Here is a 16,695-nt window from a genome sequence, read left to right on the forward strand (position 1 = left end):
ATCAGGCCGCAGCCAGTTTTTTCAGCATTTGTTCGTAGTACTCGACCGATTGCGAACCGGACACCAGGTGCTTGCCGTTCAGGATCAGCGCGGGCACCGAGTTGATCCCGTGCTGCCGGTAGAACGCCTGCAGTTGCCGCACTTCGCTGGCGAATTCATCGTTGGCCAGCACCTTGCGGGCCCTCGCGGCATCCAGCCCGGCTTCGGTCGCCAGACGGATCAGCGTCGGGTGATCGTTGGGGTTGTCGCCGTCGCGGAAGTAAGCGCGCAGCAGGATCTTTTTCAGCGCGACCTGCCGCCCTTCCTGCGCTGCCCACATCAACAAGCGATGGGCGTCGAAGGTGTTGTGAAAGTGCGTGCGTTTCTCCAGGTCGAACTCGAAACCGATGGCCTTGCCGCGCTCGATCTGCATCTTCTTGCCGGCAGCGACGTCTTCGGCGGTGCGGCCGTATTTGCGCATCAGGTGCTGCACGGCCGGCTCGCCTTCGGCGGGCATGTCCGGGTTGAGTTCGAAGGGCTTGTAGGTCAGCTCCACCGAAACCTCGCCGGCCAGATTGCCGATCGCCTGCTCCAGCGCTGTCGCCCCGAGTGCGCACCAGGGGCACACCACGTCGGAAATGAAATCGATGGTCACGGTCGGGGTCATGACTGGCCCCGTTCCGCCAGTTGTCGGCGGTACTCGGTGGTGGTGATGCCGGCGTAGCCCCAGTTATCGGTGTCGACTTCTTCGATCACGATGTGGGTCAGGTCCGGGCGTTTGTTGAGGACGCGCTCCAGGGTTTCAGTGATTTCGGCGATCACCTGAGCTTTCTGCTCACGGGTAACACCGTCGCGGGTGATGCGTACGCTGACAAATGGCATGACGACTACTCCAGTGACCTGCCCTCGGGATGATGGTCAGGTGTTGGAGCTCAATGTAGGCGTGTGCCGGGAGGGGAAAAAGTAGGGGTGGGGTACTTCATTTGTGATGCGGTGTAATGAATTGATACACCCATGTCGCTACCGTTTACCCATTGAAGTCGTAGGTTGACACATCTGATTCAGTGGCCGAGAATCGGCCCCAAGAGCGCGAAACCGACTGCCATCAGGTGGCGATAGTCGGCGTTAGGAACCCCGTTGATGACCTGAAAATCAGCGTTCGGGTGAGACCTCTTCTCCCCTGCTTGAGGGAGCACAATATCAAGCAACTTTTTCGTGAAGGGCAGCCTGTTAAGGCTGCCCTTTTTGTTTGGGCCATCGGTAACGTTGAAACAGCAGCTCTCCATGCCGATGCTTGTTCAGTCCCTTTTTGTCACAGTTCATGAAGTTCCAGAGTACGTTGCCGTGATCGATATGGATCACGACCAGCATCTGGTATTTCGTGTTGTAGACACCGATGTATGTCAGTCGGAAAGAGTCGTCATCGTAGGAAATCTTCCAGATCTCTAACGGCTTTTTCAGGGTGTCTTGCGCGAAGTCTGTGAAGCGCTCCCGAGCATTCGGGCGTTTTTCCACAATGTGCAACAAGTGCTCGCGCCTCACCAGAACAGGGCAAATGGGTGTCTCAATCACTGTTGAATTGAGGCCGTCATGAAGTCCGAAGCCTTTGGCAACTTGCTCCCATGCAGCCTCCAGACTCTCGGCACCCGGACATTCTCTGATTGCAGAAGTCAGCAACTCGGAATCAATGTCCCGAATGTCCGGTAAACCAAGATCCTTCCAGTTCTTTTGTTCAGGTAACGCCCTGCTCCCAGGCACGCTCATTGGCATCCTCTCGCTAGCTTCGCGGATGCCGGCATTGCCTGGATATCCAATGGCCTCGGACTGAAAATGTCCCGAAATTAACTGCCTGATATTTCAGCCACTTGTGCTGCGGTAATAAATCAGCCCGTTCTTGTCTTTCAATAGGAGGCTTCCGGCATCAACGCTGAACAGCGCGAAATGGCTGTACGAAACTGTCCCAGCCGCTGTAACCCCACCGCACAAAAAAGTGCCCGACTCCTTCGAGTCGGGCACTTTTTTTGATCCCTATCACCCCCACGTCGCCAAAAACCCCGATCCTGTGTCAGCCTCCAGCCATCGGCGGAGACATCGATTCGCTACTAATTGCGCGACAACTATGCTCAGGTACAGGAATATAGCCGGCAAATGGCGCCGTTCAGGCCGTCACGTACACAACAATACCCAGCCCACTTCAGAGGGCATTACCCATGGATAGCAGAACCTTACGCAACCTCATGCGCATCGTGCAGACCGGCTCGTTGTCGGCAGCAGCCGAGCATTCGTGCCTGACCGTGCAGGCCTTGGCCGCACAGTTGAACAAGGTCGAAGAGCAGTTCGGTTTCCGCTTGTTTAGACGATCCAACAAGGGGCTGACGCTGACGCCGCAAGGCACCGAGCTGACGCCCTATATGGACAGAGTGCTGATTGCCACGCGGCAGATGGAAGAGAAAGTCGAAGCGTTGAAGGTGCCGGGACAGCGCACGTTGAAAGTGGCGTTGAACACCACTCTGGCGCCGGATTTCAACCGGCGACTGATCGGGCGCCTGATCGAGGTGTTTCCCGATTACCAGATGGAATTCAGCTACGCCGAGTCGATGGAAAACCTCAGCAAGCTGAAGAACGAGGACTTTGACCTTGCGGTGCTGATCGGCCCGCAGCGTCCGGGTCTGCCGAGCATTGTCCTGCCGGAAGTGCAGGTGCAGGTGGTCGGCGCGCACTGTGGTCAGGAGAACGATCCGCTGACGTTGCTTGGTAACAAGTTTCAGGTGCGTCCCGCAGAAGATTGTCCGTATTCCCACAGCTTTTTGCGTTTTCTCGACGCCGGGCTGGGCAATCACGAGAACAGTCAGCGCACGATTTATTCCTGCAGCGAAACGCTGACCCTGTCGCTCATCACCCAGATGGATGCGGTCGGCATGGTCTCCCGCGAGGCCGCGCAGAAGAACGGCCTGACGATCTTCCCCGGGTTCGAGGATTTCCTCGAAGTGCGCCTGGCGGTGAACAACCCGGATCTGTCCGGCCAGGCGTTGAACGACGTGGTCGATCTGCCGCTACATGAACGAACCGAGCGCAATGTACGCAGCCGTCCCAACCGCCACACTGAGAAAGAGGTTTTTGCTGAAATACGCACATAACAGCGTCGGAATCGCTGCATAAAATTCCGGGCGATCGAGCTGTATGTGCTGATCCTTGATCAACAAGGGTGTCAGGCTGATCGCAGCGACGATCGCCACCGGCAGGTATTCCAGCGCCCGGGCGACGAAGGGCGGCCAGTGCTCGGTGTTGACCTGCAGCGGCAAGGCCCGTGGCAGGAAGGTCACGGCCATCATCAGCGCGACCACCAGGATCAGGAACGTTTGGTCAGGCATACACCCACTCCGCAGCCCACAAACGTGGCGATGAAAACGTTGAACGGCGAACTGCCCACCAGACTCAGTGCGCCCATGCAGACCACTGCAGCCATAGCGGCGATGAGTTTGTTGCGGGTATTGCAGAGCGAGACAAGCACGTAGAGCATCATCGCGGTCAGCGCGTAATCGAGCTGGTATTTGATCAGGTGCGACGCGTACTGCGCGCAGAGGGCGCCGAGCAATCCGCCGATCACCCAGGAGGTGTGGCAGAACAGGTTGAAGCCGATCAGGTAGCGAACGTTCACCGGTGCCCCGGTGCCCAGTTTGACGCTGTGAAAGGCGAACGACTCATCGGTCAGCCCGCCGGCGTAGCACCAGCGTTCCATGCGGCTCAGGCCCAGTGCCCGCAAGGCTTTCGCCATGTAGACCGACATCAGCATGTGCCGCGCGTTGATCAGAAACGTGGTCAGCACGATGGTGGTCAGTGACGCCCCACTGCTGATCAGCGCCAGCGCCGCAAACTGCGAAGCCCCGGCATACACGAACAGACACATGGCCACCGGCAGCCACAGTGGCAGCCCGGCATTGACCGCCATCAGCCCGAACACGAACGACACGGTGAAGTAACCAGCGACCACCGGGCTGGCTTCGGCAAAGGTGCGCGATGGCTGACGGTCGACCATCAGCGGCGCACTGCCGGATGTTTCATTCATAGATCCCTCTCAAATGTCCGCTCGCCGTGAGGTTCGCAAAAACCCTGGGCCGTCCAGAAACGCTTGCCCGCGAGGTTAGCATCATCGACGAACAGGAACATCCGCAGCACTCCGACCCGTTTCATGTCGGCCGACGCCGCTTCCACCAGCCGCTGGCCCACGCCCTGGCTGCGATAGCGCAGGCTGACCGCCAGATGGTTGATCGTGCCACGGCTGCCGAGCATGCCGCCCAGCACCGCGCCGACGATCTCGCCTTCGACATCGAAGGCCAGATACGCCGTGGTGGTTTTCTGGATCAGCACGCCGCGCAGGCATTTGGCGTCCTGCCATTCACAGAACGACACTTCGTCGAACTGACGGAAGAAACGCTCCATGCGCTGCGCGTCCTTGGCCGTCGCGCGCCGCAGCACCACCGGCGTCGAGCATTCGACGCCGTCGATTGGGGTGATCTGATTAGCGAACAATGTCGAAAGCGGTCCCGGGCCGCGAGAAGGAAATCGCCAGGATCTGCCGGTAAGCCATGGCGTGGGAGTGGGTGTTGCGTGCCGGTGTCACGTAGTGACGCATGTCACGGTCGAGGAAGTAGGTGGTGTCGAGGATTTCCTGGTAAGTGGTCGACGCCAGTTGCTGCTCGTGGATGTCGTACAGACGACTCTCCGCGCCCTCGACGTTATTGCGCCCCCAAAAGTGCACGCCGCTGAACGGATAACCGTCGCAATGAATCCCTTCCGGAGTGATTTCCAGTTGTTTGCCGGGCTTGATCTCGATGCGGATCTGATGGATCTGGCACTGCCAGATTTCATCGTGCAGCTCTTCCGGCAACACGCTTTTGTACACTTCGAAATCGGTGTCGATCAGGCTGCGCATCACCGGCGAGCTGATGACTTCGTCCGAGAAGTCCTGGAAGTGCCGCACAACGCCGCCCACATAGCTGTTGTTGGCCTTGGACTGCACGTACGCGCGATGTTCCAGTTGCTTCAGTTCGCGAGTCTTGGGGTTGTACTCAAAGTCGCTGTAACGACGGTAACGCATGCCGGCTTCGGCCTGACCGTAGTAACTGTCAGGCTCCATGTTTTCCCAACTTTTGGTCAGTCTGACGAAGTCGGCGAAATGACCGTAGAGATTGAAGTCAGCACCCTGCACATTGGCGTACTTGTCGCGCCGTAGCGATTCGCCCACTTCTCTGGTTAAAACGATCATTACCAAATTCTCCGCTGCATTGAGCGGCCTAATCTATTAGGTGGAGAATTTGCGTCCATGAGAAAGAATTTCAGGCATTTAAAGCCCTGTTTGAAACGCGATTTGAAACGGCTTGAAAGTGCATTTCAAATGACAAAAACACGGGTTTTTATGCTGTTTTCGCAAAAAACGTCAAAAAAAAACCCCGAACCAGTCGGGGTTTTTCTGACGCGTTTCGCGGGTTCAACCAAACATCAGAAGACGTTGATCGGGTAATCCACGAACACCCGCAGTTCGTTGCCGCTGACGTTGTATTCGCTGGATTTCTGCGAAACACGCAGGATCGAGCTGCGCAGCTTGATGCTCAGGTCTTTGGCCGGGCCACTTTGCACGACGTACTTGAACTGGTTGAAGATTTCACGCTCGGTGCCGCCTTCGCTGGTGGACGTGGTGATGTTGTCGCCACGCACGTACGCGAAGTTGTAGCTCAGACCCGGTACGCCGAATGCGCTGAAGTCCAGGCCGTAGCCCAACTGCCAGCTGCGCTCGTCTTCAGCGTTGAAGTCGGACCAGTAGGAGTTGGCCAGGTAGATGGTGTTGCCACCGTCACCCACGCGACCCTGACCTTTCTGATAACCGCCGTAGGCGTAACCCAGGTTGCTGTCGCCGGTGGAGCGCTGGTGCGCCACGGTGAACGAGTGCGGGCCGGTGGCGAAGGTCGCTGCCAGGCTCCAGATCTTGTTGTCGTCGCCGGTCACACCGTTTTCGCGGACGTAGGAGTTGTCCAGCTTGGTGCGGTAACCGTTGAAGTCCAGGGTCAGGGACTGATCCTTGTCGATCGGGAACACGTAGTTGGCGTTCACGTATTGCTTCTTCAGCACGTCTTCGACGTCGGAAGCGTACAGCGCTGCCTTGAACTGTTCGGTGAACTGGTAGCTACCGCCCAACACGTTGATCGATTTCAGACCACCGCTGTCACGGCCTTCAGCGCTCTTGCGCGATTCGGCGGTGAAACGGCCGGCGTTCAGTTCCAGGCCCTTGATCTCTTTGGAAGTGATCAAAGTACCGGTGTAGCTTTCCGGCAGCAGACGCACGTTGTCGTAGCTCAGCACCGGCAGGGCCGGCATCTGGTCACCGTAAGTCAGTACGGTGTTGGAGATACGGAATTTGACGGCTGCGCCACCCTTCGACAGGTCGTCAGCCGCGTTGCCGCTGTCACCCTGTTTGAAGAAGTCGATACCACCGGCACCGCTGCGGCCCTTGCCGCCGTCCAGGCGCAGTGCATACAAACCGAAGGCATCCACACCCACACCCACGGTGCCTTGAGTGAAACCGGACGAGAACGTGCCGATGGCCGCTTGGCCCCATTCGGCTTTGTCCTGGTTGCCATCTTTGTAGTCACGATTGATGTAGGCATTGCGCAGCAGCACTTTGAGACTGCTGTCTTCAACAAAACCCTTGGACTCGGCCTGGTCGTTAGCCATGGCCGAAGTGGCACTCAACATCCCCAGTGCGATCAAACTGATTCGCTTGTTCAACATTTTGTTTTCCTTATTACGGGTTGAAACGCGCTGTGTCGAACGGCTGAAACGGCGCTTATTGCACTCTTTTATTCACCCCGAAACAAAAAGACCCGCTCAAGACAATGTCATGGCGGGCCTGCTCCTGATTTTGAGTCATGGCGGTTAGCCACAGGCGTTGGGCCGAATCGTAGCCGCGCCCTCAACAATGTGTCAATTTCAAGAATCGTCTTTAAATAGGCGAAAAACGTCTAAAAAAAGTAAATTTTGCGGTGGCTTCGTGCACGGAATTGCCCGCAGTCAGGGATTTTGATGCGGGATTACACGCAACCATCGAGGTCACAGACTGGCAGGGTTTCGGTCCCTGCCGCAGGCGTAAACGACTCGTTCAACCATTGGGCGAAGGCTTCTGGTTTGCCCAGCCACGGCCCGATATCAACCAGTGTGAATTGACCGTCCTGTTCCAGTGCAAAAGTTGGAAAGCCCTGCCCGCCGAGTTTCGCCAACAGAGCGCGGCTGTTCTTCATATGTTGCTCGGTGTCGACGGACTGCTTGGCGTTCAAGAAAGTAGCGGCGTCGTAACCCTGCTGCACCGCGTATTCCAACAGCACACTTTCGTCGGCAATTCGGCGCCCCTCGACATAGTGCGCCGTCTGCAAACGCCCCAGCAGTTCCAGGCCACGGCCGTCGATTTTTTCCGCTGCCAGCACAGCGGCAATCGGCGGTGCCGAATCAAACACCGCGGTGTGATCGCGCAACAGGCCTTCGAAATAGGCTTCGCCAAACGGCTGACCGGTGTATTCGGCAATCCGTCGGTCATGGGGCAATACGTAATTGCGCAGTTGCGGCGAAACGCTCTGGCGGTTGGCACCCGTCATCATGCCGCCGGCGTGGGCGATCACCGGCAGCACTTGCTGTGCGGCGTGCACCAGCGGTTTGGCGCCATAGCACCAGCCGCACAACGGGTCGTAAATGTAGTGAAGGGTCATCGAAATGCTCCGGCTGGAAGGTGGGGAATGATGTCGGCACATTAGTCCCTCGGTCGTTGCGGAAAAACGCCGGAATGGCTTTCAGTGTGTTTCGGCAATCGGTCAAATCGAGACCGGCAGCCGCCACTTCCAGATCAGGCACACAACCCGGTGGGCATTGACACCTAAAGCTTCTGATATCGCGCCCATAAAAAAAGCGCTGCCATCCCGGCAGCGCTTTTTACAATCCCTGTTTGTTCTTCTTATCCTTCCATCACATCCCAGAGTGCGTCCAGTTCGGCCTCGCTGAACAGGCCAGCGGGGTAACGCTCGATCATCATCCGGCGCGGATCAGGTTCCCTGATCTGACGCGTTCCATTGGATTTCAACCAGTGCGCGACAATCTGGAGCGACTCAGTATTTACAGGCATGGGATGCAACGTCCGCTCGCTGATTACGTTCACTTCGGCGTTCATTTCAGCGCTCTCTCCCCGTTCGTGAGCGGCTAAGTTATCCAAGGTATATGACAGAACTGTTGAAGTTCTCCCCCCTCCCTAGTGCACCATGAGCGATACAAGAGCTATGCCAATGTCTGGCAATTGTCGACCAGCGGACATAAAGAAACCCGCAGTCCTGACGGGCTGCGGGTTTCTCTTCATACGAGGGCAACAAATGACTGCCCGGTCGTTTTTTCAATCAACTCAAGCTGTTACATCCGCACTCACTCTTTGTGCGGCGCGGGTTGCTGTTGGGTAAGGCAGTGAATATTGCCGCCCCCCAGTAACAGTTCGCGACCCGGCACCATCACCACTTCGTGTTGCGGGAACAGGTTCTGCAGGATCTCCCGAGCCGGAGCGTCCATCGGGTCGTCGAAGCTTGGCGCGATGATGCCACCGTTGACGATCAGGAAGTTCACGTAGGAACCGGCCAGGCGCACGCTCGGGTTGCGCTCCTGAGTGCCGTCCACCGGGTCCACGCCAGCGCATTCTTCTTCGGTGGCAAACAGCGGCCCCGGAATCGGCATCTTGTGCACCGTGAACGGGCGGCCCTTGGCGTCAGTGCTGCTTTCCAGCACTTTCATCGCGGCCTGGCAACGCGGGTAGTTCGGATCCTGCGGATCGTCGGTCCACGCCAGCAGCACTTCGCCCGGACGCACGTAGCAGCAGAAGTTATCCACATGGCCGTCGGTTTCGTCGTTGAACAGGCCATCCGGCAGCCAGATGATTTTGTCCACCGACAGGTTTTCACTGAGCACCGCTTCGATTTCTTCGCGACCCAGGTGCGGGTTGCGATTGCGGTTGAGCAGGCATTCTTCGGTGGTGATCAGGGTGCCTTCGCCGTCGACGTGAATCGAGCCGCCTTCGAGCACGAAGCCTTCGGTGCGATAACGCGGGCTGCGCTCGATTTCGAGGATCTTGCCGCCGACCTGGGAGTCGCGATTCCACGGCGAATACAGGCCACCGTCAAAGCCGCCCCAGGCGTTGAAGTCCCAGTTCACGCCGCGCACTTCGCCGCTGTTGTTGATCACGAAAGTCGGTCCGCTATCGCGAACCCAGGCGTCATCGCTGGACATCTCGACCACGCGGATATTCGGCACGTCGAGGCGAGCACGGGCGTTTTCGTACTGGCCGGCGGACACCGCCACGGTGACCGGCTCGAAACGCGCGATGGCCTTGGCCACAGCGGCATGGGCAGCCTGGGCCGGCTTGCCGCCCAGACGCCAGTTGTCCGGACGCTCGGGCCAGATCATCCAGGTCTGGGTTTGCGGTGCCCATTCGGCCGGCATGTAGAAGCCATCGGCGCGTGGTGTGCTTTTCAATGTGGTCATGTCGATCAGACTCCAGGGAACCGTCGAGGGTTTTCAACGCGCCGTACAGGGATGGACGACGGACTATGGCGACTTTATAAACGATAAATATCGGCTTTAGAAGCCAGCAATGAAAAACAATCGGAATTAACCCCTTCAAATACCGATACAAATCGGTATTTGAAGGTTGCGGATCGCCTCAAAGCCCTTCTTCAAGCACCTTCGCCAGCATGTCGACAAAGAAATCCACGCTCTGACGCGAGGTGACCATCGGCGGTTTGATCTTCAGAACGTTCAGGTAATCACCGGTCGGCTGCATGAAGATCCCCAGCTCGCGCAGGCGATCACACAACAGGGTGGTTTCCTCGGTTGCCGGCTCCAGGGTTTCCCGATTGCGGATCAGCTCGACCCCCAGATAGAACCCCGAACCGTGCACTGCGCCGACCAACGGATATTGATCGATCAGCGCTTCCAGCCGCGCCTTGAAATGAGCGCCGACCACCTGGGCGTTTTCCCAGAGCTTTTCTTCTTCCATGACATCGAGCACCGCCATGCCGATCTGGCAGCTCACCGGACTGCCGCCGGCGGACGAGAAGAAATAGCCCTCGGCCTCCAGCGCCTCGGCGATTTCCCGGCGGGTGATCACCGCGCCCAGCGGCTGGCCGTTGCCCATTCCTTTGGCCATGGTGATGATGTCCGGCACTACGCCTTGCTCTTCGAAACCCCAGAAGAAATGGCCCATACGGCCATAACCGACCTGCACCTCATCGGCGATGCACACGCCGCCACGGGCGCGCACCAGTTCATAGACTTTTTTCAAGTAACCCGGCGGTAGCGAAATCCCGCCCGCATTGCCGTAGACCGGCTCGCAGATGAACCCGGCCAGTTGGCGTTTCTGCTCATCAATCTTCGCCAGATGATGCTCGACGCTGCGCACGTAATCCGGCGCCGAATCCGCGCCGCGAAACTCGCCGCGATAGGTGTTCGGAGCGGTCACCGCATGCACCCAGTCCGGGCGACTGCTCAGGGCTTGCGGGTTATCGGCAATCGAGGTCGAGACCGCGTCTGCGCCGACCGTCCAGCCGTGATAGGCCTCCAGCACGCTGATCATGTCGCGGCCACCGCTGGCGGCCCACGCCAGGCGGATCGCCAGGTCATTGGCCTCGCTGCCGCTGTTGACCAGGAACACCCGATCCATGCCCTCCGGCGCCAGCTTCAACAAGCGTTCGGAGAACTCGGCGACGGCTGCATAGTTGAATCGCGAGTTGGTATTGAGCAGCGACCACTGGCGGCCCGCGACCGCCGCCATGCGCGGGTGACCGTGGCCGAGCACCGCGACGTTGTTGAGCATGTCGAGGTAGGAACGGCCCTGCATGTCGATCAGGTGATTGCGCCAGCCGCGCTCGATACGCGGCGGGTCGACGTAATAGTGTTTCTGGGTGCGGGCGAAACTGGCGTCGCGGCGCGCCAGCAGAGTCGCTGCGTCCAGCTCGGGTTCGGCGTCGCAGGCCAGGCCCAGCAGTGCGGCCGGCGAGGGGGACAACGCCTGCCACGCCAACGCGCGTGATGGTGTACAGAACAGCGGCGCTTCCAGCTGTGCGCCGCGAATCAATTGCACGATCAACGGACCGTCCACCGAACCCAGCACCTGACCTTTCACCAGCGCCGCGCCGCCGTGCAACGAAGGTTTCACCCCCCACAGACGCAGGCTCAGTTGCGGGCCGTCGAGTCGCAGTGCGCCGTCGGCCGACAGGTGCAGTATGCCAGCGAACGGCGCCTCCACCGTCGAACCTTGGGGTACATGCAATTCGACGTGCAGCGGGAAAGTCTCTGGCTCATCGGCACTGTCGGGCCGGGTGCGCGACAACCGGTATTGTCCGTATCGACTGGCCGCCAGACCGTGCATGGCAGCGGCCTCGCTCAACAGACGCTGATCAATGCCAGGCTGCTCCCAGTTGCCCGCCTCGAAGTGGGCGCTCAACACACCCAGATCGATCAACGCGAATTCGCGCCCGACCAGATCGGGCAACAACGGCGCAAAACCTTCACTGTCGATGGCCGGCAATGCCTGGCCGACCGCCGTGAGAATCGCCGCCTCCATCAACGCCAGCGGCACCGAGGTAGCGACCCGGAAGATCTCCCATTCATGGGTCAGGTTGTCGCGGCTGTAGGTGTTGCCCGGATCGATACTGACCTGTTGCTCGCCGCTGAGCACCAGCACCGCGGCCCGCGCCACGATCAACGGCCACAGCGCCAGCAGTTCTTCGTGTTGCAGCGGATTGACCACGTGATAGGCCTGCACGGCCGGCAGGATCACGAACGGGTCGCCGGCGGCGTGATGCAGCAATGCGGCGCAGGTGACCGACAGATCGGTGATGCGCCAGGTGCGCACCAGGTCGCCGAAATCGATAACGCCCTGCAACTGCCAGTGCCGTCGGGCGTCACGCTGCCAGACCACATTGTCGTCGGTGATGTCCATGTGGATCGCCTGTACCGGCAGCTTTTCCAGCAGCGGCTGCAAACGAAGCCTGGCCTGTTCGGCAGCCTCGGCGATCAGCGTGCGTTGGCGTTCGTCTTCGATGACCGGCAGCAGGTGCTCGATCAGTGAACTGGCGTGGCGCGCGTCCCATTGCAATGTGCGCTCGAGCCCCGGATGGTCGAACCCGGCCAGGGCCAGATCCATTTCGCCGCAGAGCCGGCCGAACCCGGCAACAACCTCATGGCCAAGATGATCGAGAGCCGTCAGTGGCTGGCCCTCGATGTAATCGAGCAGCCGCACATGCACCGATTCGCCCTCGACGTCCAGGGTCAGCAGGTCTTGGCCGTCCCTGGCCGGGATGACCCGGGGAACGTGGACATCGCAGTGTTCAGCCAGATATTTCAGGCCCGCATGCTGGGCTTGCAGCTCGACCAGCGAATAATCGCCCCGGCAGATCTTCAACACGAACCGCCCACGTTCACTGTCAACCCGGTAATTGAGATCCTGCTGGCTGCCCAGGGCCTGCAACGTGCCGTTCAAGCCGTAATGCTGCGCCAGCAGATGCCGGGCCTGCTCCAGCGAAACCTGAGGGCTGGGCAAACTGGCGCGATGAATCAACGTGGCGAACGACATGGAACGACCCCTGAAATTTTATTAGGCGCCTATATCGCCATTGCTTCGGGCGATAAGCAACCCCCAGACCATCCGTCCCCCGACAGGTTGCGAAGCAGGGGGATTTGCATGCCCCTCTCGCACCCACCGGTACTTTGCGCAAGAATGTCGGCCATTCAAACCTGCCACCGGAATACCCATGAATGTAATCCCCACTGACCTGCCTGGTGTCCTGATCATCGAACCCAAGGTGTTTGGTGATGAGCGCGGGTTCTTTTACGAAAGTTTCAATGCCAAGGCCTTTCAGGACGCCACCGGCCTCGACACGCAGTTTGTGCAGGACAACCATTCGCGCTCGCAGAAAGGCGTGCTGCGCGGGCTGCATTACCAGTTGGAAAATACTCAGGGCAAACTGGTCCGCGTTACCGCTGGCGAAGTCCTCGATGTCGCCGTGGATATCCGTCGCAGCTCGCCGCATTTCGGCAAGTGGGTGGCCGTGCACCTGTCCGCCGACAACCACCGTCAACTGTGGGTACCGGAAGGTTTCGCCCACGGTTTCGTGGTGCTGAGCGAGTTCGCCGAGTTCCTCTACAAGACCACCGACTACTACAACCCGTCGTCCGAGCGCAGCATTCGCTGGGACGATCCGGATCTGGGCATCGACTGGCAGCTGGACGAAGCGCCAAAACTGTCGGCCAAGGATCAGGCAGCCGGCCTACTCAAGGACGCCGACGTCTTTTCCTGAAATCCTGTGTGAATCTTCAGCGCCGCTGCACACCCGGCCACGGGTGCGCAGACTGCGCCTGCAAGCCTAGGCATAATGCGCCTGTACCCACAGGCGCTCGATGCTCATGACTCCGACCCTTCCCCGCCGCCCTCGCTGGCGCAGCCTCGCCCTGCTGGCCCTGTGCCTGGCGCCGTTGCTGTGGCCGCTGGAACACCTGGCCGAGCGCTATTACCGCAGCGAACTGGCCGGTCAGAACCGCCAGACCCTCGACCTCTACGTCGCCAACCTGTTGGGCACGCTGCATCGCTATGAAGTGCTGCCGCAAATCCTCGGCGACCTGCCCGCGCTGCGCGCGGTACTCGGGGCGCCGGACGACGGCGTGACCCAAGGCAACGCCAACCGCCTGTTGAAAAACATCGCCGCGCAGACCGGCGCCGAAGTCATGTACCTGATGGACACCAACGGTCAGACGCTCGCGGCGTCGAACTGGGACAAGCACGACAGTTTTGTCGGCCGCAATTTCTCTTTCCGGCCGTACTTCAGCGAGGCCATGGCCGGCCGCCTCGGGCGCTTCTTCGGTCTGGGCACCACGTCCGCCAAGCGCGGCTATTTCTTCGCCGCAGCGGTGCGCAACGGCGAAAAAATCATCGGCGTGCTGGTGATCAAGGTTGACCTGGACCACACCGAAAGCCTGTGGGGCAAAACCCCGGAACAACTGCTGGTGACCGACCACAACGGCGTGGTCATCCTCACCTCGCGCCCGGAATGGCGTTTTCGCGCGACCCGCACCCTCAGTGATGCCGAGCGCGCGGCGATCACCGCAATCCAGCCCTACCCGACCCGCGAGCCACGCCCCTTGAACCTGAGCCCGACCGCGTGGCTTCCGCAGACCCAGGAGATCGCGGAAACCGGCTGGAGCGTCAGCATCCTCGCCCCGCGTACGTTGATCGACCGACCTGTGCGCACGGTGGTGGCGATCGGCGGCGCCACCTTGCTGGTGGTAATGCTGTTGCTCGGCCTGATGATGCAGCGTCGTCGTCATTACCTGGAACGGATCGCCTTTGAAGCCAAGGCCCGACGGGAACTCGAAGGCCGGGTTGCCGAGCGCACGAGTGATCTCGAAGGCCTCAACCGCCGACTGAAACAGGAAGTGCTTGAACGCGAACAGGCCCAGCAGGAACTGGTGCGGGCCCAGGACGATCTGGTGCAGGCCGGCAAACTGTCGGCGCTGGGGACCATGTCAGCGAGCATCAGCCACGAACTCAACCAGCCGCTGGCCGCGATCCGCAGCTACGCCGAGAACGCCGAAGTGCTGCTCGACCACGAACGCACCGAAGATGCCCGAGGTAACCTCAAGCTGATCAGCGAGCTGACCGGGCGCATGGCCTCGATCATCGCTCACCTGCGCGCCTTCGCCCGCCGCGACCGCCACGCCCCGGAAAGCGTCGCCCTGCAACCGGCGCTGGACGACGCCCTGGCGTTGCTGGCCAAACGTCGCCGGAGCATGGATGTCGAACTGATCCGCGACCTGCCGGCCGCCACCCTGTGGGTCGAGGCCGGGGAAACCCGTCTGCGCCAGGTACTGGGCAACCTGCTGGCCAACGCCCTCGACGCCCTGACCGAAAAAGGCCCGCCGCGCAAATTGTGGCTGAGTGCCGAATCCACCGACGAAGGCGTCAACCTGTACATTCGCGACAATGGCCCGGGTTTCTGCATGGAAGCACTGGGCCGTGCCAGCGAACCGTTTTACACGACCAAGACCCGCACTCAGGGTCTGGGTCTGGGGTTGGCCATTTGCGAAACCCTGATGCGCGCCTTCGGCGGTGAACTGTCGTTCGCCAACCACAAGCAAGGTGGCGCCCTGATCACCCTGCGGCTGCGCGCCGGCGCGCCCGGGGTCAGCCTGCAACCGTCCGAGGATCGAAGCGCATGACCATCGACAACCGCATTCAGGTGGTGCTGATCGACGACGATCCACACCTGCGTCAGGCCCTCGGCCAGACTCTGGATCTGGCCGGCCTGAAAATTCTTCCGCTGTCCGAGGCCAAGGGCCTGGCCGCGCAACTGGAGCGTGACTGGCCGGGCGTCGTGGTCAGCGACATCCGCATGCCCGGCATGGATGGCCTGGAGCTGTTGAGCGAACTGCACGCCCAGGACCCGGAGCTGCCGGTGCTGCTGATCACCGGCCACGGCGATGTGCCGCTGGCCGTACAAGCCATGCGTGCGGGTGCCTATGACTTTCTGGAAAAGCCCTTCGCCAGCGACGCCCTGCTCGACAGCGTGCGCCGCGCCCTGGCTCTGCGCCGTCTGGTGCTGGACAACCGCAGCCTGCGCATGGCCCTGAGTGATCGCAACGAGTTGAGCGCACGGCTGGTCGGTCAGTCTGCACCGATGTCGCGCCTGCGCGAGCAGATCGGCGCGCTGGCGGCGACCAAGGCCGACGTGCTGATCCTCGGCGAAACCGGCGCCGGCAAGGAAGTCGTCGCCCGCGCCCTGCATGATCTTTCGAGTCGGCGTAACGGCCCGTTCGTGGCGATCAACGCCGGGGCGCTGGCCGAGTCGGTGGTCGAAAGCGAATTGTTCGGCCATGAGCCCGGCGCCTTCACCGGCGCGCAAAAGCGCCGGATCGGCAAGTTCGAATTCGCCAATGGCGGCACGCTGTTCCTCGACGAAATCGAGAGCATGAGCATGGACGTGCAGGTCAAACTGCTGCGCATGTTGCAGGAGCGAGTGGTCGAGCGTCTGGGCGGCAATCAGTTGATCCCGCTGGACATCCGCGTCATCGCCGCCACCAAGGAAGACCTGCGTCAGGCTGCCGATCAGGGGCGATTCCGGGCGGACTTGTATTACCGCCTCAACGTGGCACCGCTGCGCATTCCGCCGTTGCGCGAACGAGGCGAAGACGCGTTGATGCTGTTCCAGCATTACGCCGACGAAGCCAGTGCCCGCCACGGACTGCCACCTCACGAACTGCAACCGGCGCAACGGGCGTTGCTGCTGCGGCACTCATGGCCGGGCAACGTGCGGGAATTGCAGAACGCGGCGGAGCGTTTTGCCCTCGGCCTGGAACTGGCCCTGGACAACACGCAGCCCGATGGCAGCCCCGGCACCACCGTCGAGATCACGGCGGGCGGGCTGAGCGAACAAGTGGAAAATTTCGAGAAATCCCTGATCGCCGCCGAACTGACACGCTCTCACAGTTCTGTGCGCAGTCTCGCCGAAGCCCTGGGTATTCCGCGCAAGACCCTGCACGACAAACTGCGCAAGCACGGGCTGAATTTCGCGGGCAGCGGCGGCCATTCGGACGAATCCGAATGAACTTCACTCAATTCACTTTTCTGCCGCAAGAGGTCCGGGC

16 protein-coding genes are annotated in these 16,695 nt (G+C 60.3%); 4 read left to right on the forward strand and 12 right to left on the reverse strand.

Translation table 11 applies throughout. From position 1 onward, the window contains the following. Window position 1: 1 nt before the first annotated feature. The 3 genes from CAF80_RS18555 to CAF80_RS28905 form a co-directional block, all read right to left on the reverse strand. Window positions 2-646: a DsbA family oxidoreductase gene (locus CAF80_RS18555; protein WP_039764640.1), complete on the reverse strand. Its 645-nt coding sequence runs from the start codon at window positions 644-646 to the stop codon at window positions 2-4. Next, entirely contained in the window at window positions 643-861 is a 219-nt protein-coding gene (locus tag CAF80_RS18560; protein WP_007952610.1) for a 4-oxalocrotonate tautomerase family protein, read from the reverse strand. The genes CAF80_RS18555 and CAF80_RS18560 overlap by 4 nt, the downstream gene beginning before the upstream one ends. A gap of 348 nt (window positions 862-1,209) precedes the next feature. Further along, window positions 1,210-1,743 (reverse strand): PBECR2 nuclease fold domain-containing protein, encoded by a 534-nt coding sequence (locus CAF80_RS28905; protein WP_170928289.1) that lies wholly within the window; start codon window positions 1,741-1,743, stop codon window positions 1,210-1,212. Window positions 1,744-2,189: 446 nt separating this feature from the next. On the opposite strand from CAF80_RS28905, the gene CAF80_RS18570 reads away from it, so the two are divergent. Beyond that, the gene (locus tag CAF80_RS18570; protein WP_039764636.1) at window positions 2,190-3,116 is read left to right on the forward strand and encodes a LysR family transcriptional regulator; all 927 of its coding nucleotides are present in this window, start codon (window positions 2,190-2,192) and stop codon (window positions 3,114-3,116) included. Here CAF80_RS18570 and CAF80_RS18575 read toward each other — a convergent pair. The 9 genes from CAF80_RS18575 to CAF80_RS18615 form a co-directional block, all read right to left on the reverse strand. Next, window positions 3,033-3,350 carry an AzlD domain-containing protein gene (locus tag CAF80_RS18575; RefSeq protein ID WP_007952614.1) on the reverse strand — a complete coding sequence of 106 codons (318 nt, stop codon included), beginning with the start codon at window positions 3,348-3,350 and terminating at the stop codon, window positions 3,033-3,035. The genes CAF80_RS18570 and CAF80_RS18575 overlap by 84 nt on opposite strands. Further along, window positions 3,329-4,045, reverse strand: a complete 717-nt coding sequence (locus CAF80_RS18580; RefSeq protein WP_074689485.1) for an AzlC family ABC transporter permease — start codon at window positions 4,043-4,045, stop codon at window positions 3,329-3,331. Before CAF80_RS18580 ends, CAF80_RS18575 begins: the two co-directional genes overlap by 22 nt. After that, on the reverse strand, window positions 4,042-4,419 hold the full coding sequence (locus CAF80_RS18585) for a GNAT family N-acetyltransferase (protein ID WP_007952618.1): 378 nt from the start codon (window positions 4,417-4,419) through the stop codon (window positions 4,042-4,044). The genes CAF80_RS18580 and CAF80_RS18585 overlap by 4 nt, the downstream gene beginning before the upstream one ends. A gap of 79 nt (window positions 4,420-4,498) precedes the next feature. Further along, entirely contained in the window at window positions 4,499-5,245 is a 747-nt protein-coding gene (locus CAF80_RS18590; RefSeq protein ID WP_011331995.1) for a 2OG-Fe dioxygenase family protein, read from the reverse strand. Window positions 5,246-5,478: 233 nt separating this feature from the next. After that, complete coding sequence (locus tag CAF80_RS18595) at window positions 5,479-6,765, reverse strand: OprD family porin (RefSeq protein ID WP_039764630.1); 1,287 nt, start codon at window positions 6,763-6,765, stop codon at window positions 5,479-5,481. Between the two features lie 299 nt (window positions 6,766-7,064). After that, a complete protein-coding gene (locus tag CAF80_RS18600; protein ID WP_085667669.1) occupies window positions 7,065-7,733 on the reverse strand; it encodes a DsbA family protein in 669 nt (222 codons plus the stop codon). Between the two features lie 242 nt (window positions 7,734-7,975). Beyond that, window positions 7,976-8,188 carry a hypothetical protein gene (locus tag CAF80_RS18605; protein WP_085647964.1) on the reverse strand — a complete coding sequence of 71 codons (213 nt, stop codon included), beginning with the start codon at window positions 8,186-8,188 and terminating at the stop codon, window positions 7,976-7,978. Between the two features lie 245 nt (window positions 8,189-8,433). Then, complete coding sequence (gene aguA / locus CAF80_RS18610) at window positions 8,434-9,540, reverse strand: agmatine deiminase (protein ID WP_007952634.1); 1,107 nt, start codon at window positions 9,538-9,540, stop codon at window positions 8,434-8,436. Between the two features lie 178 nt (window positions 9,541-9,718). Then, complete coding sequence (locus CAF80_RS18615) at window positions 9,719-12,631, reverse strand: aminotransferase (RefSeq protein ID WP_085667668.1); 2,913 nt, start codon at window positions 12,629-12,631, stop codon at window positions 9,719-9,721. A gap of 178 nt (window positions 12,632-12,809) precedes the next feature. Between CAF80_RS18615 and rfbC the strand changes: the two genes are divergently transcribed. From rfbC to CAF80_RS18630, 3 genes are all read left to right on the forward strand, one after another. Continuing rightward, window positions 12,810-13,355, forward strand: coding sequence for a dTDP-4-dehydrorhamnose 3,5-epimerase (gene rfbC, locus CAF80_RS18620; protein ID WP_085667667.1), 546 nt, complete (start codon window positions 12,810-12,812; stop codon window positions 13,353-13,355). A gap of 106 nt (window positions 13,356-13,461) precedes the next feature. Further along, window positions 13,462-15,270, forward strand: coding sequence for an ATP-binding protein (locus CAF80_RS18625; RefSeq protein WP_039764746.1), 1,809 nt, complete (start codon window positions 13,462-13,464; stop codon window positions 15,268-15,270). Next, on the forward strand, window positions 15,267-16,655 hold the full coding sequence (locus tag CAF80_RS18630) for a sigma-54 dependent transcriptional regulator (protein ID WP_085667666.1): 1,389 nt from the start codon (window positions 15,267-15,269) through the stop codon (window positions 16,653-16,655). The genes CAF80_RS18625 and CAF80_RS18630 overlap by 4 nt, the downstream gene beginning before the upstream one ends. The last annotated feature ends 40 nt before the right edge of the window (window positions 16,656-16,695 follow it).

The sequence above is a fragment of the Pseudomonas sp. B34(2017) genome, from assembly GCF_002112915.1.
Classification (GTDB): domain Bacteria; phylum Pseudomonadota; class Gammaproteobacteria; order Pseudomonadales; family Pseudomonadaceae; genus Aquipseudomonas; species Aquipseudomonas pharyngis.

Coding starts and splice junctions, on each gene's coding strand:
- CAF80_RS18555 (WP_039764640.1), bottom strand. CDS start 646: ATGACCCCGACCGTGACCATCGATTTCATTTCCGACGTGGTGTGCCCC.
- CAF80_RS18560 (WP_007952610.1), bottom strand. CDS start 861: ATGCCATTTGTCAGCGTACGCATCACCCGCGACGGTGTTACCCGTGAG.
- CAF80_RS28905 (WP_170928289.1), bottom strand. CDS start 1,743: ATGAGCGTGCCTGGGAGCAGGGCGTTACCTGAACAAAAGAACTGGAAG.
- CAF80_RS18570 (WP_039764636.1), top strand. CDS start 2,190: ATGGATAGCAGAACCTTACGCAACCTCATGCGCATCGTGCAGACCGGC.
- CAF80_RS18575 (WP_007952614.1), bottom strand. CDS start 3,350: ATGCCTGACCAAACGTTCCTGATCCTGGTGGTCGCGCTGATGATGGCC.
- CAF80_RS18580 (WP_074689485.1), bottom strand. CDS start 4,045: ATGAATGAAACATCCGGCAGTGCGCCGCTGATGGTCGACCGTCAGCCA.
- CAF80_RS18585 (WP_007952618.1), bottom strand. CDS start 4,419: ATGGAGCGTTTCTTCCGTCAGTTCGACGAAGTGTCGTTCTGTGAATGG.
- CAF80_RS18590 (WP_011331995.1), bottom strand. CDS start 5,245: ATGATCGTTTTAACCAGAGAAGTGGGCGAATCGCTACGGCGCGACAAG.
- CAF80_RS18595 (WP_039764630.1), bottom strand. CDS start 6,765: ATGTTGAACAAGCGAATCAGTTTGATCGCACTGGGGATGTTGAGTGCC.
- CAF80_RS18600 (WP_085667669.1), bottom strand. CDS start 7,733: ATGACCCTTCACTACATTTACGACCCGTTGTGCGGCTGGTGCTATGGC.
- CAF80_RS18605 (WP_085647964.1), bottom strand. CDS start 8,188: ATGAACGCCGAAGTGAACGTAATCAGCGAGCGGACGTTGCATCCCATG.
- aguA (WP_007952634.1), bottom strand. CDS start 9,540: ATGACCACATTGAAAAGCACACCACGCGCCGATGGCTTCTACATGCCG.
- CAF80_RS18615 (WP_085667668.1), bottom strand. CDS start 12,631: ATGTCGTTCGCCACGTTGATTCATCGCGCCAGTTTGCCCAGCCCTCAG.
- rfbC (WP_085667667.1), top strand. CDS start 12,810: ATGAATGTAATCCCCACTGACCTGCCTGGTGTCCTGATCATCGAACCC.
- CAF80_RS18625 (WP_039764746.1), top strand. CDS start 13,462: ATGACTCCGACCCTTCCCCGCCGCCCTCGCTGGCGCAGCCTCGCCCTG.
- CAF80_RS18630 (WP_085667666.1), top strand. CDS start 15,267: ATGACCATCGACAACCGCATTCAGGTGGTGCTGATCGACGACGATCCA.